The organism is Oceanicaulis sp. (assembly GCF_965284345.1).
Lineage (GTDB): Bacteria > Pseudomonadota > Alphaproteobacteria > Caulobacterales > Maricaulaceae > Oceanicaulis > Oceanicaulis alexandrii_A.
The window spans coordinates 495,012-520,702 of the sequence record NZ_OZ260073.1 but is presented as its reverse complement, the minus strand read 5'-3'; the positions used below and the strand labels follow the sequence as shown (position 1 = coordinate 520,702).

The 25,691-nt window shown below is 60.2% G+C and carries 30 protein-coding genes; 15 read left to right on the top strand and 15 right to left on the bottom strand.

Translation table 11 applies throughout. From position 1 onward, the window contains the following. The first annotated feature begins 2 nt into the window (after nucleotides 1-2). Both hppD and ACQ66J_RS02685 read left to right on the top strand, forming a co-directional pair. Nucleotides 3-1,070, top strand: a complete 1,068-nt coding sequence (gene hppD / locus ACQ66J_RS02690) for a 4-hydroxyphenylpyruvate dioxygenase (protein ID WP_430430385.1) — start codon at nucleotides 3-5, stop codon at nucleotides 1,068-1,070. Nucleotides 1,071-1,072: 2 nt separating this feature from the next. Beyond that, complete coding sequence (locus ACQ66J_RS02685; protein ID WP_430430384.1) at nucleotides 1,073-1,567, top strand: MarR family winged helix-turn-helix transcriptional regulator; 495 nt, start codon at nucleotides 1,073-1,075, stop codon at nucleotides 1,565-1,567. 59 nt (nucleotides 1,568-1,626) lie between these two features. Here the strand turns inward: ACQ66J_RS02685 and ACQ66J_RS02680 are convergent, their stop codons facing one another. Next, a complete protein-coding gene (locus tag ACQ66J_RS02680; protein ID WP_430430383.1) occupies nucleotides 1,627-2,079 on the bottom strand; it encodes a MaoC family dehydratase in 453 nt (150 codons plus the stop codon). A 31-nt stretch (nucleotides 2,080-2,110) separates the two neighbouring features. Beyond that, nucleotides 2,111-2,392, bottom strand: coding sequence for a CBU_0592 family membrane protein (locus ACQ66J_RS02675; RefSeq protein WP_430430382.1), 282 nt, complete (start codon nucleotides 2,390-2,392; stop codon nucleotides 2,111-2,113). Between the two features lie 134 nt (nucleotides 2,393-2,526). Here ACQ66J_RS02675 and ACQ66J_RS02670 point away from each other — a divergent pair, with 134 nt between their 5' ends. Continuing rightward, nucleotides 2,527-2,841: an Hpt domain-containing protein gene (locus tag ACQ66J_RS02670; RefSeq protein WP_430430381.1), complete on the top strand. Its 315-nt coding sequence runs from the start codon at nucleotides 2,527-2,529 to the stop codon at nucleotides 2,839-2,841. Here the strand turns inward: ACQ66J_RS02670 and ACQ66J_RS02665 are convergent. Further along, nucleotides 2,838-3,182 carry a chorismate mutase gene (locus ACQ66J_RS02665; protein ID WP_375548614.1) on the bottom strand — a complete coding sequence of 115 codons (345 nt, stop codon included), beginning with the start codon at nucleotides 3,180-3,182 and terminating at the stop codon, nucleotides 2,838-2,840. The two genes, ACQ66J_RS02670 and ACQ66J_RS02665, sit on opposite strands and share 4 nt — an antisense overlap. A gap of 102 nt (nucleotides 3,183-3,284) precedes the next feature. Here ACQ66J_RS02665 and ACQ66J_RS02660 point away from each other — a divergent pair, with 102 nt between their 5' ends. Beyond that, complete coding sequence (locus ACQ66J_RS02660) at nucleotides 3,285-3,908, top strand: glutathione S-transferase family protein (RefSeq protein WP_430430380.1); 624 nt, start codon at nucleotides 3,285-3,287, stop codon at nucleotides 3,906-3,908. Between the two features lie 61 nt (nucleotides 3,909-3,969). Here the strand turns inward: ACQ66J_RS02660 and ACQ66J_RS02655 are convergent, their stop codons facing one another. Beyond that, the gene (locus tag ACQ66J_RS02655; RefSeq protein WP_430430379.1) at nucleotides 3,970-4,977 is read right to left on the bottom strand and encodes an alpha/beta fold hydrolase; all 1,008 of its coding nucleotides are present in this window, start codon (nucleotides 4,975-4,977) and stop codon (nucleotides 3,970-3,972) included. A 118-nt stretch (nucleotides 4,978-5,095) separates the two neighbouring features. Between ACQ66J_RS02655 and ACQ66J_RS02650 the strand changes: the two genes are divergently transcribed. Then, complete coding sequence (locus ACQ66J_RS02650) at nucleotides 5,096-5,674, top strand: TetR/AcrR family transcriptional regulator (protein ID WP_430430378.1); 579 nt, start codon at nucleotides 5,096-5,098, stop codon at nucleotides 5,672-5,674. Here ACQ66J_RS02650 and ACQ66J_RS02645 read toward each other — a convergent pair. From ACQ66J_RS02645 to ACQ66J_RS02625, 5 genes are all read right to left on the bottom strand, one after another. Then, nucleotides 5,671-6,858: a vWA domain-containing protein gene (locus tag ACQ66J_RS02645; RefSeq protein ID WP_430430377.1), complete on the bottom strand. Its 1,188-nt coding sequence runs from the start codon at nucleotides 6,856-6,858 to the stop codon at nucleotides 5,671-5,673. The two genes, ACQ66J_RS02650 and ACQ66J_RS02645, sit on opposite strands and share 4 nt — an antisense overlap. Nucleotides 6,859-6,869: 11 nt before the next feature. Continuing rightward, the gene (locus tag ACQ66J_RS02640; protein ID WP_375548619.1) at nucleotides 6,870-7,712 is read right to left on the bottom strand and encodes an AAA family ATPase; all 843 of its coding nucleotides are present in this window, start codon (nucleotides 7,710-7,712) and stop codon (nucleotides 6,870-6,872) included. A gap of 79 nt (nucleotides 7,713-7,791) precedes the next feature. Then, nucleotides 7,792-8,517 (bottom strand): pseudaminic acid cytidylyltransferase, encoded by a 726-nt coding sequence (pseF, locus tag ACQ66J_RS02635; RefSeq protein ID WP_430430376.1) that lies wholly within the window; start codon nucleotides 8,515-8,517, stop codon nucleotides 7,792-7,794. 2 nt (nucleotides 8,518-8,519) lie between these two features. Further along, complete coding sequence (locus ACQ66J_RS02630) at nucleotides 8,520-9,743, bottom strand: DUF4915 domain-containing protein (protein ID WP_430430375.1); 1,224 nt, start codon at nucleotides 9,741-9,743, stop codon at nucleotides 8,520-8,522. Next, entirely contained in the window at nucleotides 9,740-10,972 is a 1,233-nt protein-coding gene (locus tag ACQ66J_RS02625; protein ID WP_430430374.1) for an N-acetyl sugar amidotransferase, read from the bottom strand. Before ACQ66J_RS02625 ends, ACQ66J_RS02630 begins: the two co-directional genes overlap by 4 nt. A 121-nt stretch (nucleotides 10,973-11,093) precedes the next feature. Between ACQ66J_RS02625 and ACQ66J_RS02620 the strand changes: the two genes are divergently transcribed. Then, complete coding sequence (locus ACQ66J_RS02620) at nucleotides 11,094-11,822, top strand: WbqC family protein (protein WP_430430373.1); 729 nt, start codon at nucleotides 11,094-11,096, stop codon at nucleotides 11,820-11,822. Nucleotides 11,823-11,984: 162 nt separating this feature from the next. On the opposite strand, the gene hisF is transcribed toward ACQ66J_RS02620, so the two are convergent. From hisF to pseI, 5 genes are read right to left on the bottom strand one after another with little or no spacing between them, the layout of a single operon-like run. Further along, nucleotides 11,985-12,770, bottom strand: coding sequence for an imidazole glycerol phosphate synthase subunit HisF (hisF, locus tag ACQ66J_RS02615; RefSeq protein WP_430430372.1), 786 nt, complete (start codon nucleotides 12,768-12,770; stop codon nucleotides 11,985-11,987). Beyond that, nucleotides 12,764-13,396 (bottom strand): imidazole glycerol phosphate synthase subunit HisH, encoded by a 633-nt coding sequence (hisH, locus tag ACQ66J_RS02610; RefSeq protein ID WP_430430371.1) that lies wholly within the window; start codon nucleotides 13,394-13,396, stop codon nucleotides 12,764-12,766. The genes hisF and hisH overlap by 7 nt, the downstream gene beginning before the upstream one ends. Before the next feature lie 13 nt (nucleotides 13,397-13,409). Further along, a complete protein-coding gene (locus ACQ66J_RS02605; protein WP_430430370.1) occupies nucleotides 13,410-14,408 on the bottom strand; it encodes a hypothetical protein in 999 nt (332 codons plus the stop codon). Continuing rightward, nucleotides 14,405-15,487 (bottom strand): DegT/DnrJ/EryC1/StrS family aminotransferase, encoded by a 1,083-nt coding sequence (locus ACQ66J_RS02600; protein ID WP_430430369.1) that lies wholly within the window; start codon nucleotides 15,485-15,487, stop codon nucleotides 14,405-14,407. The genes ACQ66J_RS02605 and ACQ66J_RS02600 overlap by 4 nt, the downstream gene beginning before the upstream one ends. Continuing rightward, nucleotides 15,484-16,545, bottom strand: coding sequence for a pseudaminic acid synthase (gene pseI, locus ACQ66J_RS02595; RefSeq protein WP_430430368.1), 1,062 nt, complete (start codon nucleotides 16,543-16,545; stop codon nucleotides 15,484-15,486). Before pseI ends, ACQ66J_RS02600 begins: the two co-directional genes overlap by 4 nt. A 90-nt stretch (nucleotides 16,546-16,635) precedes the next feature. On the opposite strand from pseI, the gene ACQ66J_RS02590 reads away from it, so the two are divergent. Then, nucleotides 16,636-17,283 (top strand): class I SAM-dependent methyltransferase, encoded by a 648-nt coding sequence (locus ACQ66J_RS02590; RefSeq protein ID WP_430430367.1) that lies wholly within the window; start codon nucleotides 16,636-16,638, stop codon nucleotides 17,281-17,283. 3 nt (nucleotides 17,284-17,286) lie between these two features. On the opposite strand, the gene ACQ66J_RS02585 is transcribed toward ACQ66J_RS02590, so the two are convergent. Further along, nucleotides 17,287-19,086, bottom strand: coding sequence for a tetratricopeptide repeat protein (locus ACQ66J_RS02585; RefSeq protein WP_375548630.1), 1,800 nt, complete (start codon nucleotides 19,084-19,086; stop codon nucleotides 17,287-17,289). A 167-nt stretch (nucleotides 19,087-19,253) separates the two neighbouring features. On the opposite strand from ACQ66J_RS02585, the gene flbT reads away from it, so the two are divergent. From flbT to ACQ66J_RS02545, 8 genes are all read left to right on the top strand, one after another. Beyond that, the gene (gene flbT, locus ACQ66J_RS02580; protein WP_133725231.1) at nucleotides 19,254-19,655 is read left to right on the top strand and encodes a flagellar biosynthesis repressor FlbT; all 402 of its coding nucleotides are present in this window, start codon (nucleotides 19,254-19,256) and stop codon (nucleotides 19,653-19,655) included. A 15-nt stretch (nucleotides 19,656-19,670) separates the two neighbouring features. Beyond that, the gene (flaF, locus tag ACQ66J_RS02575; protein ID WP_107712781.1) at nucleotides 19,671-20,021 is read left to right on the top strand and encodes a flagellar biosynthesis regulator FlaF; all 351 of its coding nucleotides are present in this window, start codon (nucleotides 19,671-19,673) and stop codon (nucleotides 20,019-20,021) included. 226 nt (nucleotides 20,022-20,247) lie between these two features. Further along, on the top strand, nucleotides 20,248-21,075 hold the full coding sequence (locus ACQ66J_RS02570; protein WP_375548631.1) for a flagellin: 828 nt from the start codon (nucleotides 20,248-20,250) through the stop codon (nucleotides 21,073-21,075). A gap of 348 nt (nucleotides 21,076-21,423) precedes the next feature. Further along, nucleotides 21,424-22,248: a flagellin gene (locus ACQ66J_RS02565; RefSeq protein WP_375548632.1), complete on the top strand. Its 825-nt coding sequence runs from the start codon at nucleotides 21,424-21,426 to the stop codon at nucleotides 22,246-22,248. Nucleotides 22,249-22,359: 111 nt separating this feature from the next. Continuing rightward, nucleotides 22,360-23,184 (top strand): flagellin, encoded by an 825-nt coding sequence (locus ACQ66J_RS02560; RefSeq protein WP_430430366.1) that lies wholly within the window; start codon nucleotides 22,360-22,362, stop codon nucleotides 23,182-23,184. Nucleotides 23,185-23,292: 108 nt separating this feature from the next. Continuing rightward, on the top strand, nucleotides 23,293-24,120 hold the full coding sequence (locus ACQ66J_RS02555; protein WP_430430365.1) for a flagellin: 828 nt from the start codon (nucleotides 23,293-23,295) through the stop codon (nucleotides 24,118-24,120). A gap of 128 nt (nucleotides 24,121-24,248) precedes the next feature. Then, nucleotides 24,249-24,632: a flagellar protein FlaG gene (locus ACQ66J_RS02550; protein WP_375548635.1), complete on the top strand. Its 384-nt coding sequence runs from the start codon at nucleotides 24,249-24,251 to the stop codon at nucleotides 24,630-24,632. Between the two features lie 203 nt (nucleotides 24,633-24,835). Beyond that, nucleotides 24,836-25,669, top strand: coding sequence for a flagellin (locus tag ACQ66J_RS02545; protein ID WP_430430364.1), 834 nt, complete (start codon nucleotides 24,836-24,838; stop codon nucleotides 25,667-25,669). The last annotated feature ends 22 nt before the right edge of the window (nucleotides 25,670-25,691 follow it).

Sequence of the window (25,691 nt, the reverse complement as noted above, 5' to 3'; positions counted from 1 at the left end):
CCATGGCCGATCTGTTTGAGAACCCGTTGGGCACCGACGGCTTTGAGTTCGTCGAGTATACGAGCCCGGAACCGGAAAAAATCGAGGCGCTGTTTCAGAGCCTCGGCTTCACTGCGGTCGCCAAGCACAAGACCAAGAACATCATCCGCTACAAGCAAGGCGACATCAGCTTCCTGGTGAACAAGGAAGACACCGGTCAGGCGGCGGAGTTCCGCAAGGAACACGGCCCCAGCGCCAACGCCATGGCCTTCCGAGTGAAAGACGCCAAGGCGGCGTATGCTGACGCCATTGCGCGCGGCGCCGAACCGTTCGGCGACGGTGTCTGGACTGACGAGATCCCGGCCATCAAAGGCATTGGCGGCTCGGCGCTCTATCTGGTCGACACCTATGGCGACAAGACGATCTATGATGATCTGTTCGAGCCGATCGCGGGCGCCGAAGACACCGGCGGCGTGGGTCTTGAGGTGCTCGATCACCTGACCCACAACGTCATCAACGGCAATATGAACAAATGGGCGAGCTTTTACGAAAACGTCTTCAACTTCCGTGAAATCCGCTATTTCGACATCAAGGGCCAGCACACCGGCCTGTTGTCCCGCGCCATGACCGGCCCGTGCGGCAAGCTGAAAATCCCGCTGAACGAAAGCTCGGACGACCAGTCCCAGATCTCTGAATATCTGCGTGAATACAATGGCGAAGGCATTCAGCACATCGCCCTGACCACGCCGGACATCTACGCGACGGTTGAGCAGCTGCGCCAAAACGGTGTCGTCTTCCAGGGCACGCCGGAGACCTATTACGAGCTGGTCGACGAGCGCGTGCCGAACCATGGCGAAGATCTCGACCGTCTGAAGAAGAACAACATCCTGGTGGACGGCAATCCTGAAACCGGCGACGGCCTGCTGCTGCAGATCTTCACCACCACCAATATCGGCCCGATCTTCTTCGAGATCATCCAGCGCAAGGGCAATGAAGGCTTCGGCGAGGGCAATTTCAAAGCCCTGTTTGAATCCATCGAGCTCGACCAGATCCGCCGCGGCGTGATCAAGACCGAGCCGGCGGCCGAGTAATCTTGGCCGACGACGCCCGCACACCCAAAGACGCAGGCGAGGGCGCAAGCCTTCGCCTGCCGTCCTATGTGCCCTATCGCCTGTCTGTCACGTCCAACAAGGCGTCCAGCCTGATCGCCAAGGCCTATCAGGCCCGGTTCGGGCTGACAATCTGGGAATGGCGGGTGATTGCGGTGCTGGGCGAGGGCGCATCCCTGACCGCGCAAGCGGTGTGCGAGGCCACCGCCATGGACAAGGTCAGCGTTAGCCGGGCCATCCGCGCCCTGGACGAACGCGGCCTCGTGACCCGGATTCAAAACGCGCAAGACCGACGCGCCAGCGATGTGTCGCTGACGGCGGACGGCCGAGCGATCTACGCAGATGTGGCGCCGCTGGCGCTCGATTATGAGCAAAAGCTGCTCGCCGCATTTTCAGACGAAGAGCGCGACCAGCTCATGACCTTGCTGGACAAGCTGGAAGCGCAACTCGATGAGGTGGGGCAGGCGTTCGAGCGTTAGAGCCGTTTCGGTCGACTTTTGAACCGCGAAACCAGCCCCCGCTTTCGCTGAAAAGGCGTCTAGCCTTCCACCACCAGGCTGAGCCATTGGGCGATCAGCGCCGGGCTGTCAGAGCCTTCAATCTCTACAACGGCGTCCTGGGTCAGCTGAAGCTGGCCAGGCTTGCGTTCGATGACATTGGCCAGCGTGAACGCGCCGCGGATCTTGGATCCCACACGCACCGGCGTCAGAAAGCGCACTTTCTCAAAGCCGTAATTGATGCCGATCACGCCTGACTCGAAGGCCGGCAGGGCCTTCTCGGCGAAATGGCTGAGCATGGACAGCGTCAGAAAGCCGTGGGCGATCGGGCCTCCGAACGGGCTTTCGTTTTTGGCGCGCTCAGGGTCCACATGGATGAACTGGTGATCCAGGGTCACGTCCGCGAAGGTGTTGACCTGATCTTGAGTGACCTCAAACCAGTCCGACGAATGCGATTGGCCCAAACGGGCCTTGTATGTGTCTAGCAAGCTCATGAGCGGAGTTGAACGCTTTAGGCCTTAACGGTCAAGAGTCTGATCGCTCACGTCGCCGGCGAAGCGCCCATTTCGTCAAACCGAACAGAGAGATGGACAGCCAGCATATTTCGATGACGAAGCTCGCCAGATTAAACGTCACCATCAAAGAGACGAGCAAGAGTACGGCGCCGCACAGATTGAGCAGCAGATAGCCGAGCCCGTCGCTGCGCACTTTCTCGATCTGGAGAAGGAAGAAGGCGGACAGCACGCAGGCGACGCCTGTGAGCCCGATTACGTCTGACAGCATCATGGAGTCGTTGCGTCCTTGCATTGTTGGGTCTGATTGGCAGGAGGCCCAGCCCTACGTCTCCTTAAGCATACGAACAAGTCGCCCCGCTGCGTGAAGGTCTGTTAAGATGGGGGCTCTAAGGCTGGGATCTTCGATATACGGAGGTTTGGACGCCCATGAGCGCGCCCGTTTTGGATCGAGATCATCTGGAGCAATACACCGCTGGCGATGCGGCCCTGGAGACCGAGTTGTTCGGCTTGCTGTCCGATCAGATCGATTCCTGCGTCGGTCTGATGAAGGCCGCCCGATCTGACGACGACTGGCGCACGGCGGTTCACACCCTCAAGGGCGCGGCGCGCGGCGTCGGCGCGATGGAGCTGGGAGAAGCGTGCGAGAAGGCGGAAGCCTGCTTTCCGGATGCAGAAGCGCTGCAGGCGGTCGAGCGGGCGTCCGAGCGGGCGCGAGACGCCATGGCGGCCGTGCGCGGCTAGCGCGTCTTGTCCCAGACCTTGAATTCGTAAGCGATGGATTGCTCGACGAGCTCACGCCAGACCGGTTCGGCGATTTGCGCGGGCAGGCCTGCGGCTTCGGCGCTCTTGAGCACCTTGCCCACCACATCCTCGATGCGCGCTTCGTCGCGCACCACGTCCCGGCTGGGTTTGATTCGCGCGGCGGCTTGCATATAGCGCGTGCGCTCGGTGATCAGCGCGACCAGGGCGCGATCCATCCGGTCCACGCCGTCGCGCACGTCAGCCATGGTCTCGCACGCCTCTGGCGCCGTGCGGGCGTTGAGATCTTCAAGATCAAAATGGTCGGGCGTTTTAGACGTCATGGCGGCGTTATAGGCTGAAGTGTCACGGCTCCAAACCCCTGTCTCGCATTGCATCATGGCCGGGTGCAGCTAAAACTCGCAGAAAGTTTTCAGGAGAGCGCCATGCAGCCCGTCACCCTCTACGGCAATATCGAAAGCGGCAATTGTCTGAAGACGCTATGGGCGGCGAAATTCGCACAGGCGCCCCATGACTGGGTGGAAGTGGACATCTTCGGCGGCGAGACGCGCAGCGACTCGTTCCTGGCGCTCAACCCCGCGGGCCAGGTTCCGGTGTTGCGCATGGCGGACGGCCGTACGCTCGCCCAGTCCAATGCGATCTTGCTGTATCTTCTCGAAGGCACGGATTTGATCCCCGCCGATCCGTTTCAGCGCGCAGTGATGATGCAATGGCTGTTCTGGGAGCAATATTCCCATGAGCCCTATATCGCCATGCGTCGCAGCGCCTTGCGCTTCAAGGGCGCCAGCGAGGCTGATCTCGACCCCGATCTTTACGCCAAGGGGCGTCGCGCCCTGGGGGTGATGGAGATGAATCTTCTGTCGCAAAGCTTCATGGTGGGCGAGGACATGACCGCCGCCGACATCGCGCTGGTCGCCTATACCCGCGTCGCGGATGAGGGCGGATTTGATCTGTCGGAGTTTCCCGCGGTGAACGGCTGGGTGCGCCGTGTGGAAAGCGCGCTGGGCATCGAGCACGGCCAGGCCGCCGTGCATGGCGATCCGGAATAGACCTGCGCCGCACCGGGTTACAGGTGCGGCGCCTTCCTGTCTCGTCGTTTAGAGGCAAGGCTTAATCATCCACCTCCCGATCTAGGAACTCCACGATCTCACGGGCCATCAGCGGGCCATATTCATCCAATGCAAAATGGCCGGTGTCGAGTAGGTGAAACTCTACAGTCTCGAGGTCGTTCAGATACGGGTGAGCACCAGCCTCGGGAAAGATGTGATCGTTCTTGCCCCACAAGATGATCGCCGGCGGTTGATGTTCGCGGAAGAGCGACTGCCAGAGTGGGTATTCATCCACATTGGTGCGGTAGTCATAAAACAAGTCCAGCTGGATTTCCTTGGCGCCCGGACGATCCAGAAGGTGCTGATCATGGTGCCAGCTGTCCCAGGACACGGTTTCAAGGTCGCCGACGCCATGGGTGTATTGCCATTCGGTGGCGCCCACTTCGAGAATTGGGCGCAAGGCGTCGCGATGCTCAACTGACGGCTCATTCCACAACGCCTTGATTGGGTCCCAGAACTCTTCCAGCCCTTCTTCATAGGCGTTGCCGTTCTGGATGATGAAGCCGTCAACGCGCTCGGGATTGTCTGCAAAAACGCGGAAGCCCACAGGCGCGCCATAATCCATCAGATACAAGCTGGCGCTCTCTACGCCTTTACGGTCCATGAGTTCAGTGACCATCCCGGCGTATTGCTCAAAAGTGTACTCGAACTGTGCGCGGTCGGGCATGTCAGACGCGCCGAAGCCGGGATAGTCCGGAGCCAATACGTGATAACGGGTCGCCAGAACCGGGATCAGATTGCGGAACATATGCGACGATGTTGGAAAGCCGTGCAAGAGAAGCACGGTAGGACGGCTCGGGTCACCAGCCTCGCGATAGGCCATGCTCACGCCATCGATTTCAATCGATCGGTAGGAGACTTCAGCTATTTCCGGCAGCAGGGCCGAGGCGACACTAGAGGCGGTGGTGTTCACCGCACTGGCGGTGTTTGAGGTGAGAACCGGAACGGCGGCCGTGAAAAGGGCCAGAGCCGCAACGCCGGCTTTGAGGGCAGTACGTGGGGAGGTCATGTCGTTTCTCCATATTTGACCGAACGATTGGTAAAATATGGAAGGGCGATCACAGGTCAAGCTTTATTTTTCCGATTGTTCGGTTATATATAGATCTGAGCGCTATAAGGAAACCGAAATGGGCCGTAAAGCACTGATTGATAACGATAGTCTTTTTGAGAAAATTTCTGACGCTTTTCGCGCGGATGGCTATGAAGGGGCGTCTCTGGCGCGTTTGTCAGAAGCGACCGGGCTGAAAAAGGCGAGCCTTTATCATCGCTTTCCCGGTGGGAAGGAGCAGATGGCGTCCGAGATTCTCGATTGGGATGTGGGGCGGTTGGCCGAGGATGTGAGCGCAGACCTTGGCGCCGAAGGATCGGCCCAGGCACGGTTGAGCGCCATGTCTGAAACCTTGCGCGCTTTCTATCACGGTGGCGCGAGCGCATGTCTTCTGAACCGGCTGACCGGGTCTACAGACGCGCTGAACCAGTTTTCAGACCCGGTGGCCGGCGCCTTCCATGCCTTGCGGGATGCCATTTCGGGCGTATTGGAAGAAACCGGCCTGACGCCTGATGAGGCGCGTCATAGGGCGGAAGATGGGCTGATGCTAATTCAGGGCGCTCTTGTTTACGCTCAAGCGACTCATGAGCCGGACGTGTTTGGTCGAGTCATACGCACTTTGCCAGATCGCCTTCTCAGAGGACGAGTTGGCGTTTAACGCCGCTTGGTCAATTCCTTCATCGCCTTGTCGACGCCCGCCAGCGTGAGAGAGAACATGCGGTCTTCGCCGATGATCTCGCGCACCAGCTGCACCGAATAAGTATGCGGCCACCAACCCTCGGGCGTCGGGTTCAGCCACACCAGATGCGGGTAGGTTTCTTTCAGGCGCCGTAGCCAGACGCCGCCAGCTTCCTCGTTCCAGTGCTCGACCGAGCCGCCAGGATGGGTGATCTCGGATGGAGACATGGCCGCGTCGCCCACGATCACCACCTTGTAGTCGCTGGGGTATTTGTGCAGCACGTCCCACATGGACTGGGTTTCGGTGCGGCGGCGTAAATTCGACTTCCACACGCCTTCATAGATGCAGTTGTGAAAGTAGAAATACTCAAGATTCTTGAACACGCCGCGCGCGGCTGAGAACAGGCGTTCGGTCAGGTCGATATAGGGGTCCATGGACCCGCCCACGTCAAAGAACACCAGCACTTTCACCGCATTGCGACGCTCGGGCCGCATCTGGACGTCCAGATAGCCTTTATTGGCGGTGGCGCGGATCGTGCCGTCCAGATCAAGCTCTTCTTCCGCGCCGTCGCGGGCGAACTGGCGCAAGCGTCGCAGCGCGATCTTCAGGTTTCGGGTGCCCAGCTCGCGTTCTGAATCAAGATCCTTGAAACGGCGGTTTTCCCAGACCTTGCTGGCTTTCTTGTTTTTCGACTTGCCGCCGATCCGCACGCCGTTCGGGCTCCAGCCTGAATTGCCATACGGGCTCGTGCCGCCAGTGCCGATCCATTTATTGCCGCCCTCATGGCGCTTTTCCTGCTCTTTGAGCCGGTCCTGCAGCGTCTTCATGAGCTGGTCGAAATCCATCTCCTGAAGCGCGTCCATCTCCTCCTTGGTGAGATGACGCTGCATCTGGGCTTTCAGCCAGTCTTCGGGAATCTCGTCGGATTTAAACAGATCGCCCAGCGCTTCGATGCCTTCGAAATGATGGGCGAAGACCTTGTCGAACTTGTCGAAATTGCGCTCGTCCTTGACAAGCGCTGCGCGGCTGACGGCGTAAAAACTGTCCACCTCCTGCTCAATCGCGCCTTTTTTTAGGGCTTCAAGCAGGGTGAGATATTCCCGGGTGGAGACCGGGATTTTCGCCGCGCGCAGATCTGTGAAGAAGCGATGGAAAAGGGCCATGCGCTCGGCTCCTAGCCTTCTCTCCGGGTCATGAAGGCGAGGCGTTCAAACAGCTGAACATCCTGCTCGTTCTTCAAAAGGGCGCCATGCAGCGGCGGGATCAGCTTGCGGGTGTCGCGCTCGCGCAGCACCTTTGGATCAATATCCTCGGCCAAAAGGAGCTTCAGCCAGTCCAGCAATTCGGAGGTGGAGGGCTTTTTCTTCAGGCCCGGCGCGCTGCGCACTTCAAAGAACATCTCCAGCGCTTCAGCCAGCAGCTCGGACTTGATGCCGGGGAAGTGGACATTGACGATCTGCTCCATCGTTTCCTCGTCGGGGAAGGCGATGAAGTGGAAGAAGCAGCGGCGCAGAAAGGCGTCGGGCAGCTCTTTCTCGTTATTGGAGGAGATGATCACGATCGGGCGTTGTTCGGCTTTGATCGTCTCGCCGGTCTCGTAGACATAGAACTCCATCCGGTCGAGCTCTTGCAGGAGATCGTTGGGAAACTCGATATCGGCCTTGTCGATCTCGTCGATCAGCAGGACAGGGCGTACATCGGCGTCGAAGGCCTCCCACAGCTTGCCCTTGCGGATATAGTTTTTGACGTCGTTGACCTTGTCATTACCCAGCTGGGAATCGCGCAGACGCGCCACGGCGTCGTATTCATAAAGCCCCTGATGCGCCTTGGTGGTGGACTTGATGTGCCACTCGATCAGCGGCGCGCCCAGAGAGGACGCAACCTGGCGCGCCAGCTCGGTCTTGCCGGTGCCGGGCTCGCCCTTCACCAGAAGCGGACGTTCGAGAATGATGGCGGCGTTCACCGCGGCGGCCAGCTCTTCGGTGGCCACATAATCCTTGGTGCCTTCAAAACGCATGTCGGGTGTTTTCCCTGTTTTGTGTTCTGTGCTGTCCGGGCGCTCCCCACGACCGGTTGCAGTTCTGTTTACGCGCACTCTAACGCTGCGGATTACGCGCGTCATCCTTGCGCAGTGCAGCGAACATAAGCTCGGCGCGGTCCCAGTCATATGGGGTATCGATATCCTGAACGCGTTCAGGCGCGATCAGGATCGGAATGGAACGTGGCGAAAACACTGGGGCCTGCTCGCTCAACGCTTTGGGACGGCACCAGAAAAACTGTGCGGCGTCGTGGAAGGCTTCTTCCAGATCCTGGGACCGTGAACGGATGAATTCTGGATACATCGGCGCCAGGCCCGGCCCGGTTTCGCTCTGCACGGCTTTCAGCGCGCGCTGCACAGGAAACGCAAACGGCGTCACCGAGATGGCGTACTCCTGCTGTGGCGCCTCGACCAGGGCGTCATGGCCGCGCGTGATGTCGGCGGCGCTGAGGAAGGGCGCGGTGGCGTAAAGGGCGCAGACGAGCTCTGGCGCCTGACCGGTGATCTGCTCCATCTCTTGCATGGCGTGCGCGATCACGGGGATGACGCCGGTGAAATCATCCGCCAGCTCGTCCGGACGGCGAAACGGGACGCTGGCGCCGGCGTCTTCCGCGACTTGCGCGATGTCATCGTCATCGGTGCTGACGATCACATGATCAAACAGGCCCGTCTCCAGCGCCGCCGCGATGGGCCAGCTGATCATGGGGCGGCCATGGAAGGGGCGCACATTCTTGCGCGGAATGCGTTTGGAGCCGCCGCGCGCCGGGATGACCGCGATCTTCATGATCAGCGCTTCGTGTTGAGCGCGATGCCGTGAATCTCCGACACCGTGGAGGGCAGATGGAAGCTCTTGGACACCTTGGTGTGCTCGTCAAACACGGTGATGGCGGTGTCTATGGCGATGTTCTGGCTCACCCCCAGGGCGGCGGAATAATTGCGGTTCCGGCTCTGCCCGATGAAAAAGCGCGCGCCGTCATGGGCCAGCCCGCGCGCAAATCCGGGAAATTGCCCGACGCTCTGGGCGTTGTTCTTCAGCAATCGACCGCGCAGGGAATCGAGCACCACCAGCGAGCCGTCCACAAAGTCGATGGAGTGCGGCATCCACAAATCTGAAATCACCGGCCCGACCCAGCGCTTGTCCGCCAGATCATATTCCAGCACGACGCCGTCAAACACATCGCGCTTCCAGTTTCCGGTGGCGGAGAACATCGACAGATAGACGCTGTCGCCCAGCACCAGAATGTCGTTGCAATGATGCTGCGCCGAGCCGGTGCGCGCCTGTTTGGGGCTGATCGGTATGCGGTCGATCTCTTCGCCTTGTTCGGAATAGACCAGGATCGCATCGAGATAGGAGCAGGCGATGAAATATTGCCGCTTCTCCTCAGACCAGCTCACCCCGTGACAGCGCGCGCCCTGGGGCAGGGCGAAGTTTTCAAGGATCTGATACTCGCGGTCGAAAATGATCAAGCCGCGCTCGTCATCAATGGCGATGAAATGCTCGCCATGGGGGCGCAGGCCGTGAAAATTACCCTTGAAGACCTTGCGGAAGCTGTGGTTGGCGCCTGAAATCTGAAGCTCATAAAGCCCGCCGCCGGCTTCGGGGTCCTCTAGCGGCGGCAGCCCGCAGGTGAACAACACCGTCTCTTGAAGGCTCTCCATTTCCGCGATGATGCGCAGATCATTGAGCACCGGGCTGACGACGAAATCCTGACCGGGAATGAGGCCAAAGCTCACCAGCTGCTCGCCCACTTCCACAAACGAGGTGGTGCAGATCACCACAAAGGGACGCGGCGCAGCATCTTTCAGGCTGTCAGGCGCAGCGATGGTGAGGCCAGCCTGACGCTCGCCATGAAGATTGGGGTTATTGTCCACAATCGCGATTACGCCGGATATCCGGCGCAAGGTCTTGTCGGCGATATTGCCGGCGCCCGCCAGCACGATAGGGCGACCCCGGCCACGCATGTTCACATCGGCGAAAGTGGTGAACTCGGCTGTGGTCGTGCGGCTCATACCTGTGCGCCCTTGACCTGATACTGCTCACGGCGCGGATCGTTTTTATCAAGATAGACCGGACCATAGCTCGACGATCCGCCCCAGACATCATCCTTGGCCCATTGGTCGTTCTCGATGCGCCAGACGCGCGGATCGCGGAAGGTGTCGCAGATCTGATCGAACTCGGCCTCGGTCATGTCCACATAGCCCAGCCAGCGCTCAAGATCGCGGCGGGGTTTGACGTGGTCATGCTTTTTGACCATTTCGAGCCCGGTCTTGTAGTCCATCACCCCCAGCCGCACATCCTGGCTGGCGTGATCGGTGGCGCGGCCATAACCAAACTTGATGAATTTGAGATAGTCGTGAATGCCGTTCTCGTGCATGTCGTCGAGATTGGAAATCTTGCGATAGGTGCGCTCGAACGGGTATTCGGCTTTCTTCCAGCCATACTCTTTCTCGGCCACGGCGGCGCATTTATTGCCGTTCCATTTTTCGTAAAAGCCCAAGTAAACGCCGCGCACGCCGACCCGGTCGATTTCCTCGTCAGACGGGTAGACCGCGAAGTCGAGTTCCTTCTCGGTCAGGCCCATTTTCAGGTCCGGGCGGCCATGGCGCTCCAGCCCTTCATCGGTGAAATCATCCCAGTCGAGCCCGTGCAGGTCGTGTTCCTTGCGGGTCTTGGCGGTGAATTCAGGGAAGTCGGAATAGGAGAACATGCCCCCCAGATCGACCCAGCCATGATCGCCCCACAGCATCAGCGGAATGTCATGCAGGACCGCCTGTTTGATCGGATAGGTCTTGATGCCGGCATGGTTGTGCCAGTTCATGTCGCCATGCAGCTTGAACCCTAAAAGGTTCATCTTGATCAGCGTCTCAAGGCCGGGTCGATAGATGATGTGATCGGCGTCGAACGCCTCGCGCATCAACTGGAGATTATACTCGCCCTCAGGCAGGAAGTTGTTGCCGTGATAGGTGACCAGCAGCGGACGCAGGCCCAGCTTTTTGACCGCCAGATGGGTCTGGTAAAAGCTGTCCTTGCCGCCGCCCACCGGGATGACGCAGTCATAGCCTTTGGGGTTGCGGTAATCGGCCACCAGCTCTTCGAGCATCGTCCAGCGCTCGTCCCAGTCGATATCGACGGTCTGGCCCGCCACCCGGCAGCCCGAGCACACCCCGTTCTCGTCAAAGGTCAGCGGCGCGGCTGACGAGCTGGGGTAAAAACAGGTTTTGCAGAACTGGACACTCATGGCGCTTCCCTCAGGCTGGGGCGTCAGCGATGACGAATCACCGCCGGGCTTAAGGGTAACAAAACGCCTCAATCGTTAAGTTTAGCCCAAGCTGCGCACCATTGAGGGGAAAGGCTCTCCATTGCGGATATTGAGCGCCCACCAGCCGGTCTACCTGCCGGGGCTGATCCTGTTTCACAAGATCGCCCTTAGCGATGTGTTCGTGCTGCTGCCGGACGTGCAGTTCCAGCGCCATAGCTGGCAGCAGAGAAATCGCGTGCGCAACGGCAAGGAGGCGATCTTCCTGTCCGTTCCGGTGAGAAAATCCGGCGATCTTGGCCGCACGATCCGCCAGACCGAAATCGCAAACGAGCCCTGGCGGAAAAAGCATCTGACGACGCTGAAACAGGTCTATGGCAAGCGGCCGTACTTTGAGGCGTATTTTCCCGCAATCGAAGCGTTGATTGAAGCCGACTACGCCAATCTGTCAGATCTCAATTCGGCGCTCATCCGCCATTTCTGTGAGGTGCTGGAACTGGATGCCGAGATTATGGATAGCGCGGCGCTTTCCCATGAAGGCGAAAGCCAGGACCGGTTGATTTCGCTGTGTCAGGCGGCGGGCGCGGATAGCTATATCTCGAACGTCGGCGCGGCGTCATATGTGGACGAGGCGGGGTTCTCGGCCAAGGGCGTCACCCATTACTGGCAGGCGTTTACGCCGCCGGAATACGCACAGGGCAAGGCCTTCCTGCCCAACCTCTCCATCGTCGACGCGCTGTTCAATCTGGGACCGGACACGGCCAGGCTGGTGCGCGGCTGTGGAGAGATGAAGCGTGATTTAGAAGTGGCTCAGGCGGCTTTGAACATTTGATGACCTCTTTCCCCGCGCAGGCGGGGCCCCAGAGCCGGATATGCTGCGCCTGATGCCCCCTGGATCCCGGCCTCCGCCGGGAAAGAGGGAAGAAACTGCGTAGTGCATTAAGTTGGACAGGGGGCCCGGGTCTTCGCTATCGCTCATCCGGGAAGTCTGTGTCTACATCCGCACGTCAAACCCGGCGCGTTGCAAAGCGCGCTTGCCGCCGCGGTCAGCGAGTTCCTTGAAATGCCAGATATTGGCGGCCGCCACCGCGTCCGCCCCCGCCTTCAGTCCCTTGGCGTAATGCTCGTATACGCCGACGCCCGAACAGGCGATGACGGGGATGGTGACTGCGTCTGAGACCTGTTCGATCAGCGCCGTATCATAGCCCGTGCCGCGCCCGTCCCGATCAAGGCTCTGCAAGAGGATTTCACCTGCGCCGCGGTCTTCGGCTTCTTTCGCCCAGGACACCGGGTCGCGGCCTGTGGCGGTGCGCCCGCCCTGAATCATCACGTCATAGCCGTTATTTGTCTGGCGAACGTCGACGCTGACCACCATGGCTTGCGCGCCGAAGCGTTTGGCGACCTGAGTGATCAGCTCCGGCGTTTCAAACGCGGCGGTGTTGATGGCGACCTTGTCCGCGCCGCGCGAGAAAATCTCGCGCACCTGATCGAGCGACTGGATGCGCCCGCCCCAGGTCAGCGGCATGAAGCACTGGCTCGCCACTGCTTCCAGCACCTCCATGGAATCGGCATAGGCGCGATTGCCGGAATCGCGACGCCCCTGCACCAGCCCGCCTTCGCGGGTGATGTCGAGATAAATCAGTTCGTCCACCTTCCACTCGTTGAATCGCGACACCTCGTGCAGCGGATCGCCGATGATCTGGTGCTGGGTGAAGGTTTCAGAGCGGACCAACTGGCCGTTCATCAGCAAAAGGACCGGGATCAGGCGCGGCATCAGCATGATGAGGCGAACTCCAGCCAGTTGTTCAGCAAAGCGAGGCCGGCCTTGTGGCTTTTCTCGGGGTGAAACTGCGCCGCCCAGACCGAGCCGTGCTCCAGCGCGCAGACAAAGCGTTCGCCATGCTCAGACCATCCCGCCGCGTCCTCTGGTCGTTCGGGCTCGCAGACAAAGGAGTGGACGAAATAGAAGGCCTCGTTGTCCGGCAGGCCCTTGAATAGGGCGTCCGTTTTGGCGGCTTCTACATGGTTCCAGCCCACATGCGGCACGCGATAGGGCGGATCATTCGACGGCGGGGCGAGGCGGCGGACCTTACCGGGAATGATCCCGAGGCCTGCATGCTGGCCATGCTCGGTGCTTTCATCGAGCAGGAGCTGCATGCCGAGGCAAATCCCCAGAAGCGGGCGGTGCTGAGCGGCGATCTCGTCCTTGATCAGGCTCGCCAGTCCCAGTTCGTGCAAATGCGCCATGCCTTCGCCAAAGGCGCCGACGCCGGGCAGCACCACGCCTTTCGCCGCGCGCAGCACGCCGGGATCATGGCTCACCACCACATCGGCGCCCAGATGTTTGAGCGCGTTTCTGACCGAGGTCAGATTGCCCATGCCGTAATCAATGATCGCAATCGTCATGTGAGATCGCCGGTCAGCTTGAGAGCAACTGGCTGATGGCCTCGGCCGCCCGCGCCATGCCCAGCCCGTCAATCAGTTCAGGGCCTTTGTGACTGAGCGCCGCAGCTTTGGAGGGATCGCCCAGCAAGGCTGTGAGCTGTTCGGACAAGGCCGGAATGTCGTCGCCGTTTTCATAGCCCAGATTGATCAGCGCGCCGCGGTCCGCAAACCAGTCGATTTCCGGGATCAGGTTTTCGAGCTGCGGGAAGACAATCGAGGGGACGCCCGCGGCCAGCGCTTCATACACCACCATGCCGCCGGTCATGATGGCGGCGGGGGCGCGCGCCAGATGGCTGGCGATCTGGTGGACCGGCAGGCCCTGTTTGGCGATGCCGCCGTTCAGCACCGTCATGCGCTTGAGGTCTTCAAAGTCGGGAAAGCTTGATCCCACAATCATGATGAAGGGGCGGGGCTTGGTCAGGGCCGGTCCCCGCTCGGCCAGCTGCATCGCCCACTCCGCCGCGCGGTCGCCGCCGCCGCAAATGGCGATGACAGGGCCTTTGCGCGCGTCGCTATGGCGCGATTTGGCGAACACTGGCGCGATCAGGGCGTATTCGCCGCCGCAGAGCGCCTGTCCGCCGTCCCGCAGATGGGGATAACGGTGATAGTCCTCGATCACCGTGCCGTTGATCGCAAGGTCGGCGGGGGCGTCTGAGCCGAAATCATCCACCATCAGGCGCTTGAGCTGGGGCAGGGCGTCGAGCGCGCTCCACAGCACCGGGTCGTGAACCGGCTGGTCCACCAGAACCGCGTCAGCTTCGGTCTCGATCACCAAAGCTTTCAGGAACACATCCACCGGGCCTTTAAGCGGCACGATCTTGTCGTAGGGGAAGAACTCGGACAGCGCGTCGCCCTGACCCAGCACATGCACGCGTGGGCGCTCGGGCAAAAGGTCGATCAGGCGGCTGCATCGGGCGGCGTGGGCCAGGCCTGTCTCATGGACGGCGTCCACGCGGATGATCAGTGATGTCATGTCAGCGCCTCCAGAACCGGCTCCATCACGGCGCAAGCCGCGGTGATTCTGGCGCTATCATAACGCGCATCGAGCCAGAGATTGATGACCGACTGCGCCCAGAGATTCGCATCAGGGTGCGCATCCTGGTCCGTCAGTTCGGGAAAGGATTGTGTCAGGGCCGGGTAATTCGTTCCGGCGTCAAAGCCGTTTGCGCGCAGCGCCTCAACCAGAGGATCGCGCACAGTCGGCGCGGTTTTCACGATCAGACGCCAGGGTGCGGTCTGATCGAGTGCGACCGGGGTGAGGGCGGGCGCAAAACCACGAAGCGCCTGGGTCCAGAGCGCACGTCGCTCCTGACGCTCGGCCAGACGCGCGGGCAAGTGCGCCAGTACGGCTGTCAGCTTTTCCGCCGTGTTGGGATCAAAACCAAAGCGCAGCTGGGACAACTCACTCACCAGCGTATGTTCGATCTCGGCCGCGCGTCCCTGATTGCGTAAGGCGCGCCGCTGCAGCATCAGCCGCTCTTCATCCTGGTCAGCCTGCGCATCCAGCACCGGATAAGTGGCCGCCCGCTTCTTCAGTTCAGCCGCCAGCGCTGCATCCTGAGTGATCACCGCGCCGCCCGCGCCGGCGTCCAGCACCTTGCCGGCGCCAAAGCTGACAATGCGGGCCACATCTTCCAGAGGCGCCTGGGATGCGAAGCTCGAGGCGTTGGCGTCGTTCTCAATACTGGTCCAGCCAAGCGCACGTGCGGCCTGGCGGGCTTGGGTGAAATCGAGGCGAAAGCCGTAAAGATGGGTCAGCAGCACCGCGCCGGTCCGGCCCTGCCGGGACAGGGTTTCGATTTGAGCCGCCAGTGCAGCGTCTTCAGTGACGCCGGTCTCGGGGCTCACCGGCGCGAGCCGCACCTGCGCGCCGCTGGCCCAGGCGCTGGCGAACAGGCTGGGGCAGGCGTTTGACGGGATCAGGATGACCGAGCGGCCATGAAGGCCCAGCGTTTCAAACAGCGCCAGCAAGGCCGAGCGCGCTCGGCCGAACAGAACGGCGTGGTCGCCGCCAAAGGCGTTTGCAATCTGAAGCGCCGGGTCCGTCGTCATCCGCGGCCATCCACAATCATCGTCCAGTCCAGAGGCTCGCCGAAATTGAGATCGCGCGTTGCAGTGCGTCCCAGAACTTTCGACCAGTCGCGCGGATGCAGACCGCCGCCGGGGCGCACCGAGCGCACATTGGCTTCGGTCAGAACCTCTCCGGCTTTGATGTCAGCGGTCACATAGAGCGAGCGGCGCACGGTGCGCGAGCGCACTTCAGAGTCCGCCAGGCCGGTTCGAACATGGCCCAGCGCCGCATGGGCGTTGCGGGTTTCTCGCACCAGGCTCGCCAGCTCATCCGGCTCCAGCGAAAACTCCGCGTCCGGGCCGCCATCAGACCGGCGCATCGTGACGTGTTTCTCGATCATCCGCGCGCCCAGGGCCGTCGCGGCGACGGGCGCGGCGATGCCGGGGGTGTGGTCGCTGAGCCCGATGGGGATTTGCAGGCGCTGGATCAGCTCTGGGATGGTGCGAAGATCGGCCTGCTCGATGGGCGTGGGATAGCCAGAGGTGCAGTGCAGAATGCACAGCCGTTCGCATCCGGCCTGACGCGCGGTCAGCACCGCCTCGATGATTTCGTCCCAGCTCGCCATGCCCGTCGACATCACCAGCGGGCGCCGGGTGCGGGCGGCGTGCGCGATCAGCGGCAGGTCCACCAGTTCAAACGAGGCGATCTTGTAGGCGGGCGGTTCGAACTGTTCGAGAAAATCGACGGCTGTGAAGTCAAACGGCGAGGAGAACACCTCCATCCCGTGCTTGCGACCGCGTTCGAACAGCGCGGCATGCCAGTCCCAGGGCGTATGCGCTTCTTCGTATAGGTCATGCAGCTTGCGTCCGTCCCACAAACCGCCCTCCAGCACAAAGCCGGGGCCGTCATGGTTCAGCGTGATGGTGTCGGCGGTGTAGGTCTGCAGCTTCAGCGCATCCGCGCCCGCGTCCGCGCAGGCGTCAATGATCTCGAGCGCGCGCGACAGATCCCCGCTGTGATTGGCCGACAGCTCGGCGACGATCACGGGCGGACAGCTGAGATCTTCGATCTGGTCAAACACGGAAGAGGGGGCGGTCATGACAACGCTCCTGCCGGTTGTGTGGGCGTGTTTACTGTTATGATGAGTCTTGGTTCACTAAGAGTGAAACCCGGGGGAGAACCGCATTCGATGACCTCAAGCGCGCATAACGCCAAACAATGGGATGCGTTCTACGCCAGCTCCCAGACCCGCGTTCCCTATACGGACGCCGTGGTGTTCGCCCTGATAGCGCTGTCGAGAAACCCCGATGCGCGGGTGTTCGAGTTTGGCTGCGGCAACGGCCAGAATCTGGGCTTTCTGCGCAGCGTGTTTCCCAAAGCGCAGCTTTCAGGCTGCGATGTCTCCGCCGAGGCGCTGATCGCGGGGCGGCGGCTCTACCCCGACCTGGATCTGTTTGTCAGCGGCGATGCGCTGGGGCTGAAGCCAGCCTCGCTCGACGTAATTCTCGAGCGCGCCACGCTGCAACACATCCCCAAACCCCTGGCCGCCCGCTATGTGCAGGAGATGTTCGCGGCCATGAAGCCGGGCGGTCGCGCCTTTTTCGAAGTCGCCAGCACCGATCATGGCTATGCCGCGCGCGGCGATGGATCGGAAGATCCGGTGTTCGGGCATCGCGTCTTCTACACGCTGGATGAGCTTAAAGCCCTGTTCGCCGACTTCCAGCTCGATCAGGTCTATGATCGCCGACGAGCGCTGGTTGAAGGCGCGGACCTCAACAATGGCCGACCGGTTTATGACGAGGCGGCCTTCCAGCTCTATTTAACCAAACCGGCGTAGCGATCAGGCGTCCGCGCTTGCGGTTTCTTCGGCCAGCGCTTTGGCGACCTGCTTCATGATGTTGATCCAGTCCGCATAGCCTTTGCCGAAGAAAGAGCGCGTCGTGGTGAACCAGGGCGACCGCCCGGTCCCCATATGCGTCCAGATCCGGCCATGCGGGTGAATATACCAGATGTTTCCACCCGCCGCCGCGCCCAGCGAGGTGGTGGCGTTGGTCGGGCCGATCACCAGATCACAAGCCTTGGCGAGCGCGGTCACCTGATCGAGATCGTTCTTCAGATCGATGCCGTCCAGGGTATGCACGTCGACGCCGAATTTGGATTTGGCGTAGGCGATGTCGTCGGCGGCGTCGCCATATTGCAGGTTCACAAACGTGACGCCGGGCGTTTTCAGCACCGGCTTCCAGAGCTCAAACGCCGAGAAGTGTTTGGAGCGCTTGGAGTCCATTTTCAGCGACTTCCACAAAATGCCGACCTTGAGCCCCTCGGGCAGGGTCGCCAGCTGCTCGCGCCAATGGGCGATATCCGCCTCGGGCGGCGACAGGACCGGGTCTTGTGGAAAATCGGAGGCTTTGGTGCGGAAGGCGCAGGCGGGTTGGGCGAAGGGCGTCCAATAGTCAAAGCTCAAGCCCTCTTCAAACCCGGTAACGCCGCGAAAATCCTTGCCTTCGCGTTTCACGGTCCGGTGAGAGCCCACAATGGCGTCCGGATAGGTGCGCTGGACCATGTCCACCAGTCGTTTCTCAACCGATATGTAGAGCTGACCGTCCGGCCCGACCGCGTCGAGCAGGTCTTGGCCGAGCTGCAGGAACAGGATCTCGTCGCCCAGCCCCTGTTCGCCGATCCACAAAAGCTTCTTGCCGCGCAGGGCCTGGATGTCATCGCCATCCCAGCGCGGCGCGTCGATCAGGAAATGGGTGACACTGGAGTATTCAGGGTCAAGCCGGGTCTTGTACAGCGCCCAGCCTTCTTCCAGCTCGCCCATCGCCAACAGCGATTGCGACAGGCCGTGGGTCATGATGATGACGTCTTTCTGGGAGGCGGCCGTCTTCAGCGCTTCGCGGAAATGATGCACGGCCTTTTCCGGCTCGCCGAGCAATTCATAGGCGAAGGCCGTGTTGTGATGCGCGCGGGCGAAATCCGGCTGCAGCCGCAAGGCTTCCGAATAGAACGTCAGAGCCTGATCCGGTTCGCCTTTTTCCAGCAAGGTGGTGCCCAACGAGTTCCAGAAATCCTTTTCCTCGGGATTGGCGTAGATGGCGGCGCGCAGGATCTCGACGGAATCGTCAAACTTGCCTTGATCGCGCAGCACGCCGGACAGGTTGATGACCCCGGCAGGATGGTTCGGCGACATTTGCAGAAAAAGACGCAGGAATTTTTCTGCGCCGTCCATCATATCGAGCTTCCACGCCAGCATGGCGAGATTGAGATAGACTTCTGAGTTCTGCGGATTGAAGCGCCAGGCGCGCTCATAGAACTGCAACGCCTTGGCCAGGCGGCCCAGACGCTCAAGGCTGATCGCCAGGGCGTGATTGGCCAACGCGCTTTCGGGCGCCAGATCCACTGCATCCAGACACAGCTTTGCGGCCTTGGCGGCGGCTTCGCGGTCATCCTCGACGATTTTCATGGCGCGTTTGAGCAGGCCGATCGCCTTGGGCGGCAGGTTCTCGTCTTTGGATTTTTTGGAGGCGAGCGCGCGCTGGACGTCAGAAGAGGCGGAGCTGTCACGGCGAACCCGCACATCACGAACGGCTTTTTCTTCACCGGCCGCCAGTTCCGCATCAAGATCGAGCAATTGGCTCATCGCGCATCATCCCTTGCAGTTTACCAAGCCAAAAATGGATGCTTCGATTAAGGTTCTGCTAATACTGCGAACCTGCGTCACAGAAACGGTTTCTTCACTCTAGCCTGCTTGAGTGTGCGAGGTCGGACGCCGACAGGCCGCGCCGACAATGAAGGGTCAGACACGTCATGCCGCTAAAGCTTTCCTTGAAGCCGGGTGAAAAGTTCGTTCTGAACGGAGCCGTGGTTGAAAATGGTGATCGCCGGGCGACTCTTGTCTTGCAAAACAAGGCGAGCGTTCTGCGTGAGAAAGACATCATGCATGAGCATGAGGTGGATACGCCGGCGAAGCGGATCTATTTCCCGGTCATGATGATGTACCTCTCATCAACCTCTCAGGACGGACTATATGACGAGTTCGTTCTGAGGATGACTGAGTTCATGAATGCTGTGGGCTCGTCAGACGTGCTTTCAGAGTGCGTCGCAGTCAGCCGCGAAGTGATGGCTGGCGAATTCTACAAGGCGTTGCTGCGTTGCAGAAAGCTGATCCAGTATGAAGCCAAGCTCCTGGCTGGATCTGACGAGGCGTAAAGAGGCTAAGCGTTCATGTCGTATCAGGCCTACAAAACTGCATCTTCGCGTACGGAAGACCCGCGTCAGACGGAATACCGTCTGATCGGCGAGGTCACGCGCGGGTTGATGGAGGTCAAGGACGCGCCCAAGACCGAAATCCGCAAAAAAGCGGCGGCGCTGGATCGTAATCGCCGTGTCTGGTCCGCTTTTGCGGCGGATTGCGCCAGTGACCACAACAATCTGCCGGAATCCCTGCGCGCCGGCATTATTTCCTTGTCGATCTTCGTCTCCAAAGAGACGAGTTCGGCCATGCGGGGCGAAACCGATCTGGACACCCTGATCGACATCAATCGCACCATCATGCAGGGGCTGTCGCCCTCCTGATCCGGCGCGCGTTGGGCAATTCCGCCCCGCCCGGACAAATTTGCCCGGCAAGGCGCGTCATGGGCGTCTTGCGACTTGCGGCCTATTTCCAAGCATCTGAAAAAACTAGCTGAAAACATGCCGTCTGCGTGCGCGCGACGGCATGGGGTTTGCTCTGCCTTGAGCGGGACAAAATGTCCTTCGGCCGAGAATAGGCCGCTCACTTCCAGAATGGAGGAACCCCACAATGAACGTTTCTGTGAACACCAACTCTGGAGCCATGATCGCGCTTCAGAATCTGAACAAAACCAACATGGACCTGCAGACCACGCAGAACCGTATCAACACCGGCCTGGAAGTCTCCAGCGCTAAGGACAATGGCGGCATCTACGCCATCGCCCAGCGCATGCGCTCCCAGGTTTCCGGTTTTGGGGTTGTTGGTCAGATTTTGGACCGGGGCGAGGCGACGCTCGACGTTGCTCTTGCTGCGGGTGAAGCGATTTCGGATCTGCTGATTGAGATGAATGAGAAGGCTTTGGCGGCGTCAGACGCGTCACTGGATACAGCAAGCCGTAGCGCCTTGAATGAAGATTTCACGGCGCTGCGCGATCAGATTTCGACGATCGTGAGCAATGCTGAATTTAATGGCGTCAACCTGATTGACGGCTCAACCAACGCATTCGTGGCGTTGGCCAACCAGGACGGCTCAAACACGATTACTGTGAGCTCGGAAGACATGTCGCTTTCCGGTTCGATCGTGTCATTGGCCGCCACGGCGTCGTTTGCGACAGCGACACAGGCCAGCAATATCGCCTCTCAGATCGGCACTTCGCTGGATACCGTGAACTCTGCGCTCGCGCGGTTGGGCACGAAATCCAAAGCGTTGGAGATCCACTCCTCGTTTGTCACAAAACTTACTGACGCTCTGGAAGTCGGTATCGGCAACCTGGTCGATGCGGATCTGGCCAAGGAATCTGCCTCCTTGCAGTCTCTGCAGGTCAAACAGCAGCTGGGCACTCAGGCGCTTTCGATCGCCAACCAGCAGCCGCAATCGATCCTGTCCTATTTCGGCTAGGGCGACGGATACGGGCCGGGGCCGCACATGCGGCCCCGGCTTTTTCTTGCCTGCCCGAGGCGTCAACATCTGATTAACCAAATCATGAGGCGGACCGCTCCGCCTGCCCGGCAATAACTGCCGCGCCCGGCACAATCTGCCGAGCGCGTCCGGCAGAAAATGCCGCCCTCTGGCCGTAGGGTAAACGGTTTTCACTCAATCAGGTCACAGGAAAACAAGGGCTTGCGTCCTGTTTTGGCTGCAAAGGGTGAATCTGGCCCCAGCTTTGCTCCTAGAGGCGTGGACCAGAAGGTCTGGCGGGCAAAAGGCGCGTCACATCAAACGTAGAAACGTTACAGGAGCCAAGAAATGGCGACGATTAATACCAATCCCGGGGCGATGATCGCCCTGCAGAACCTCAACAAGACCAATATGGACCTGCAGCAGGTCCAGCAACGTATCAATACGGGTCTTGCCATCTCCTCCGCCAAGGACAATGGCGGTGTGTACGCTATCGCTCAATCCATGCGTGCTGACGTGGCCGGTTACAACGCCGTGTCGCAATCGCTGGATCTGGCGCAATCGACAGTCGATGTCGCGCTGGCGGCAGGCGAAGCCATTTCAGATCTGATGATCGAAATGAAAGAGAAAGCGCTCGCATCCACGGATGCGTCGCTGGATACGGCGTCTCGCAACGCCCTGAACGAAGATTTCACCGCACTTCGCGATCAGATCGGCACCATCGTGGCCAACGCCGAGTTCAACGGCACCAATCTGATCTCCAACGGTGCGGCGGACATTACGGCTCTGGCCAATTCCGACGGCTCCAATACCCTCACGATCGGTGCTGAAGATCTGAGTCTGACCGGCGGCACCTTGTCGATCGGCGCGGCGTCTTCAATTGACTCTGTCGCGAACGCATCAACGGCTGTGGCTGCAATCGAAGCGGGTCTGGACAATCTGAACTCTGCTTTGGCGCGCTTGGGCACCGGGTCCAAGTCGCTGGAAATCCACTCCACCTTTGTCACCAAGCTGTCTGACGCCCTGGAACGGGGCATCGGCAATCTGGTCGACGCGGATCTGGCGAAAGAATCCGCCCGTCTCCAGTCGCTGCAGGTCAAGCAGCAGCTGGGCACCCAGGCGCTTTCAATCGCGAACTCCGCGCCGAGCTCGATCCTGAGTTACTTCCGGTAATTCAGCCCCAGTTTCGGCAAGGGCTTCATAGAAAATGGAGCCGTCGCCGGAGCCTTGGCGCGCAAAAAGCGTGTCGTAACCGTAGAAACGGAAATTTGAAGGAGCCAAGAAATGGCGACGATCAATACCAACCCCGGGGCGATGATCGCCCTGCAGAACCTGAACCAGACCAACAAAGATCTGCAGCAGGTTCAACAGCGCATCAACACGGGCCTGGCGATCAGCTCGGCCAAGGACAATGGCGGCGTGTTCGCTATCGCCCAGTCGATGCGTGCCGACGTGGCGGGCTACAAGGCCGTCAATCAATCGCTGGACCTGGCGACGTCCACCACGGACGTGGCCCTGGCCGCCGGCGAGGCGATCTCTGATCTCCTGGTGGAGATGAAAGAGAAAGCCCTGGCTTCAGCCGATACGTCTCTGGACGCGGCGTCCCGCAATGCTTTGAACGAAGACTTCACGGCGCTGCGTGACCAGATCGGCACCATTGTGGCCAACGCTGAGTTCAACGGCACCAATCTCATTGAGAACGGCGCCACCGCGATCTCGGCTCTGGCGAATGCTGATGGCTCCAACACCATCACCATCGCCGCAGAAGATCTGAGCCTGACCGGCACCACGATCACCATCACGGCCGGCACCCAGATCAACACGACGACTCTGGCCAATGCGGCTGTGTCCGCCATCGAGACCTCGCTGGACAATCTGAACTCCTCCCTGGCGCGCCTGGGTACGGGTTCGAAGTCTCTCGAGATCCACGGCACCTTCGTCAACAAGCTGTCTGATGCGCTTGAAAAAGGCATCGGCAACCTGGTCGACGCGGATCTGGCGAAAGAGTCTGCTCGCTTGCAGTCCCTGCAGGTCAAGCAGCAGCTGGGTACTCAGGCGCTCTCGATCGCCAACTCGGCTCCGAGCTCGATCCTGGGTTACTTCCGGTAATCCCTAAAGTCTCGATGGGGGCCCCATAGAAAATGGGGGCCCCTTCGAAGAGTGATGCGCAAAAAGCGTGTCGTAACCGTAGAAACGGAAATTTGAAGGAGCCAAGAAATGGCGACGATCAATACCAACCCCGGGGCGATGATCGCCCTGCAGAACCTGAACCAGACCAACAAAGATCTGCAGCAGGTTCAACAGCGCATCAACACGGGCCTGGCGATCAGCTCGGCCAAGGACAATGGCGGCGTGTTCGCTATCGCCCAGTCGATGCGTGCCGACGTGGCGGGTTACTCCGCTGTGGGCCAGTCTCTCGACCTGGCGCAATCGACCGTGGACGTGGCTCTGGCCGCGGGTGAAGCCATCTCCGACCTGCTGGTGGAAATGAAGGAAAAAACGCTCGCGGGCGCGGACTCCTCTCTGGACACTGCATCGCGGAGCGCTCTGAACGAAGACTTCAAAGCGCTGCGTGATCAGATCGGCACCATCGTCGATAACGCCGAATTCAACGGCACCAACCTGATCAACGGCACCCAGACCGGCGGCATCTCGGCTCTGGCCAATGCTGACGGCTCCAATACGCTGGATATCGGTCAGGAAGTGATGTCGCTGGGCGGCACCAATGTCACCGTGGCGGCGACGGCGTCGTTTGACACGGCGGCGGCGGCGTCTGGCCTTGTGGCCACCATCGAAACTTCGCTGGACAATCTCAACACGGCTCTGGCCAAGTTGGGCACCGGTTCGAAGTCTCTGGAAGTTCACAAAAGCTTTGTGGGCAAACTGTCTGACGCTCTTGAAAAAGGCATCGGCAATCTGGTCGACGCGGATCTGGCGAAAGAATCCGCCCGTCTTCAGTCGCTGCAGGTCAAGCAGCAGCTGGGTACGCAGGCGCTTTCAATCGCGAACTCCGCGCCGAGCTCGATCCTGGGTTACTTCCGGTAATCCATAGCGGAATTGGCCGGGGCGTTACGTGGGGTTCCTCCCCGGCCAGTTTCTCAGATGACTATGCCTGACAGAGCAAGGGAGAAAGTAGGAGGCGCCGACGCCGCCAAAGCGTCGACGAAAAGGATATGAACATCGGCAACATCATACCGGTTACAAACGCCCAGGGCGTCACCCCGGAGCCAGATCAATCCGAGAAAGCCGTCGCCGGCATGGCCAAGCGTGGTCAGATCGGCGGTGAGGAAACCGATAAATCCGTCGCTGAAAAAGGCGCGGCTGTTGTGCAAAAGTCCGCTGACCTTGAGCGCATCGAGGCCATGCGTGAGCGCGTCAACGCCAGCTTGCGGACCCGGCTTCAGATTGATCGCGAAGAAGAGAGCGGTCAGTTCATCTACCGTCTGTTCGATCCGGAAACCGGTGAAGTCATGCGTCAATGGCCGCCGGAAAAGTACATGGATCTGGTCGCGTTTCTGAAAGACCAGCAAGGCGGCGTCGTTGACGAGCGTGTTTGACCTCTCGGCAGATTTGACCGCTTGCAGCGGCAAGAATTAACCACGTCCAGAGTCCTGCGGGGTCTGGCGGGCTTCGCCGTTTTTGTACAAATATCTGTTTTAAATCATTTTTCAGCGATCTGGCCTGATTGGCCCGCTGATTGCTCCTGATACTGCTGAGCGGCCGTCGAATGCGGCGCAGTTATGCAATCGGGAGAAGACCAATGGCGCTCAGCGTCCATACCAACACCTCAGCGATGATCGCGCTGCAAAACCTCAACAAGACCAATGAGGACATTCAGGGCGTCCAGAGCCGGATCAATACCGGCCTGCGTGTGACCGGGGCGAAGGATAACTCCTCCGTCTATGCGGTGGCGCAAGGCATGCGCTCCGATATTGGCGCGCTGGGCTCCGTCAAATCCTCGCTCGACCGCGCCGTCTCCATCGGCGATGTGGCGATTGCGGCGGGCGAGTCCATCTCTGACCTGCTGATCCAGATGCGCGAGAAAGCCACCGCCGCACTGGACCCTTCCATCGATACGTTCTCGCGCCAGGCCTATGACAGCGACTACAAAGAGTTGCTCGATCAGGTGAAAGTCATCCTGACCAATGCTGAATTTGACGGCGCGAACCTGTTGAACGGATCGCTGACAAACGGCATCGCGTTCCTGGCGGATGCGGACGCGACGCGCTCCGTCACCCTGGAAGGTCAGGACCTGTCGATTTCCGGCGCAATCATCACCCTGACGAACAATTCCAGCCTTGGCACCGTGACCCTGGCCGGCAATGTGGTCAGCGCCATCCAGGCCAGCCTCGACAACGTCAACCAGGCGCTTGCCAATCTGGGGTCTGACCTCAAGAAGATGGAAGCGCACCGGACGTTTGTCGGCAAACTCGAGGACAGTCTGACCGAAGGCGTGGGCAATCTGGTGGACGCGGATCTGGCCAAGGAATCCGCGCGATTGCAGGCCTTGCAGGTGAAACAGCAACTGGGGGTTCAGGCGCTCTCGATCGCCAACTCCGAGCCTCAGATCATTCTCAATCTCTTTAACGGCTAACCCCGTTCCCTAATCACCACCA

Excerpts from the sequence above, each read along its gene's own strand:
- hisF (WP_430430372.1), bottom strand. The coding sequence starts at position 12,770 with ATGCTGATGCCGCGCCTGATCCCGGTCCTTTTGCTGATGAACGGCCAG.
- ACQ66J_RS02570 (WP_375548631.1), top strand. The coding sequence starts at position 20,248 with ATGAACGTTTCTGTGAACACCAACTCTGGAGCCATGATCGCGCTTCAG.
- ACQ66J_RS02645 (WP_430430377.1), bottom strand. The coding sequence starts at position 6,858 with ATGGCCCTTTTCCATCGCTTCTTCACAGATCTGCGCGCGGCGAAAATC.
- ACQ66J_RS02555 (WP_430430365.1), top strand. The coding sequence starts at position 23,293 with ATGGCGACGATCAATACCAACCCCGGGGCGATGATCGCCCTGCAGAAC.
- ACQ66J_RS02565 (WP_375548632.1), top strand. The coding sequence starts at position 21,424 with ATGGCGACGATTAATACCAATCCCGGGGCGATGATCGCCCTGCAGAAC.
- ACQ66J_RS02630 (WP_430430375.1), bottom strand. The coding sequence starts at position 9,743 with ATGAGCCGCACGACCACAGCCGAGTTCACCACTTTCGCCGATGTGAAC.
- ACQ66J_RS02670 (WP_430430381.1), top strand. The coding sequence starts at position 2,527 with ATGAGCGCGCCCGTTTTGGATCGAGATCATCTGGAGCAATACACCGCT.
- ACQ66J_RS02660 (WP_430430380.1), top strand. The coding sequence starts at position 3,285 with ATGCAGCCCGTCACCCTCTACGGCAATATCGAAAGCGGCAATTGTCTG.
- hppD (WP_430430385.1), top strand. The coding sequence starts at position 3 with ATGGCCGATCTGTTTGAGAACCCGTTGGGCACCGACGGCTTTGAGTTC.
- ACQ66J_RS02590 (WP_430430367.1), top strand. The coding sequence starts at position 16,636 with ATGACCTCAAGCGCGCATAACGCCAAACAATGGGATGCGTTCTACGCC.
- ACQ66J_RS02650 (WP_430430378.1), top strand. The coding sequence starts at position 5,096 with ATGGGCCGTAAAGCACTGATTGATAACGATAGTCTTTTTGAGAAAATT.
- flbT (WP_133725231.1), top strand. The coding sequence starts at position 19,254 with ATGCCGCTAAAGCTTTCCTTGAAGCCGGGTGAAAAGTTCGTTCTGAAC.
- pseF (WP_430430376.1), bottom strand. The coding sequence starts at position 8,517 with ATGAAGATCGCGGTCATCCCGGCGCGCGGCGGCTCCAAACGCATTCCG.
- ACQ66J_RS02545 (WP_430430364.1), top strand. The coding sequence starts at position 24,836 with ATGGCGCTCAGCGTCCATACCAACACCTCAGCGATGATCGCGCTGCAA.
- ACQ66J_RS02585 (WP_375548630.1), bottom strand. The coding sequence starts at position 19,086 with ATGAGCCAATTGCTCGATCTTGATGCGGAACTGGCGGCCGGTGAAGAA.
- ACQ66J_RS02600 (WP_430430369.1), bottom strand. The coding sequence starts at position 15,487 with ATGACGACGGACCCGGCGCTTCAGATTGCAAACGCCTTTGGCGGCGAC.
- ACQ66J_RS02560 (WP_430430366.1), top strand. The coding sequence starts at position 22,360 with ATGGCGACGATCAATACCAACCCCGGGGCGATGATCGCCCTGCAGAAC.
- ACQ66J_RS02550 (WP_375548635.1), top strand. The coding sequence starts at position 24,249 with ATGAACATCGGCAACATCATACCGGTTACAAACGCCCAGGGCGTCACC.
- ACQ66J_RS02675 (WP_430430382.1), bottom strand. The coding sequence starts at position 2,392 with ATGCAAGGACGCAACGACTCCATGATGCTGTCAGACGTAATCGGGCTC.
- hisH (WP_430430371.1), bottom strand. The coding sequence starts at position 13,396 with ATGACGATTGCGATCATTGATTACGGCATGGGCAATCTGACCTCGGTC.
- ACQ66J_RS02680 (WP_430430383.1), bottom strand. The coding sequence starts at position 2,079 with ATGAGCTTGCTAGACACATACAAGGCCCGTTTGGGCCAATCGCATTCG.
- ACQ66J_RS02605 (WP_430430370.1), bottom strand. The coding sequence starts at position 14,408 with ATGACATCACTGATCATCCGCGTGGACGCCGTCCATGAGACAGGCCTG.
- ACQ66J_RS02640 (WP_375548619.1), bottom strand. The coding sequence starts at position 7,712 with ATGCGTTTTGAAGGCACCAAGGATTATGTGGCCACCGAAGAGCTGGCC.
- ACQ66J_RS02655 (WP_430430379.1), bottom strand. The coding sequence starts at position 4,977 with ATGACCTCCCCACGTACTGCCCTCAAAGCCGGCGTTGCGGCTCTGGCC.
- ACQ66J_RS02625 (WP_430430374.1), bottom strand. The coding sequence starts at position 10,972 with ATGAGTGTCCAGTTCTGCAAAACCTGTTTTTACCCCAGCTCGTCAGCC.
- pseI (WP_430430368.1), bottom strand. The coding sequence starts at position 16,545 with ATGACCGCCCCCTCTTCCGTGTTTGACCAGATCGAAGATCTCAGCTGT.
- flaF (WP_107712781.1), top strand. The coding sequence starts at position 19,671 with ATGTCGTATCAGGCCTACAAAACTGCATCTTCGCGTACGGAAGACCCG.
- ACQ66J_RS02665 (WP_375548614.1), bottom strand. The coding sequence starts at position 3,182 with ATGACGTCTAAAACGCCCGACCATTTTGATCTTGAAGATCTCAACGCC.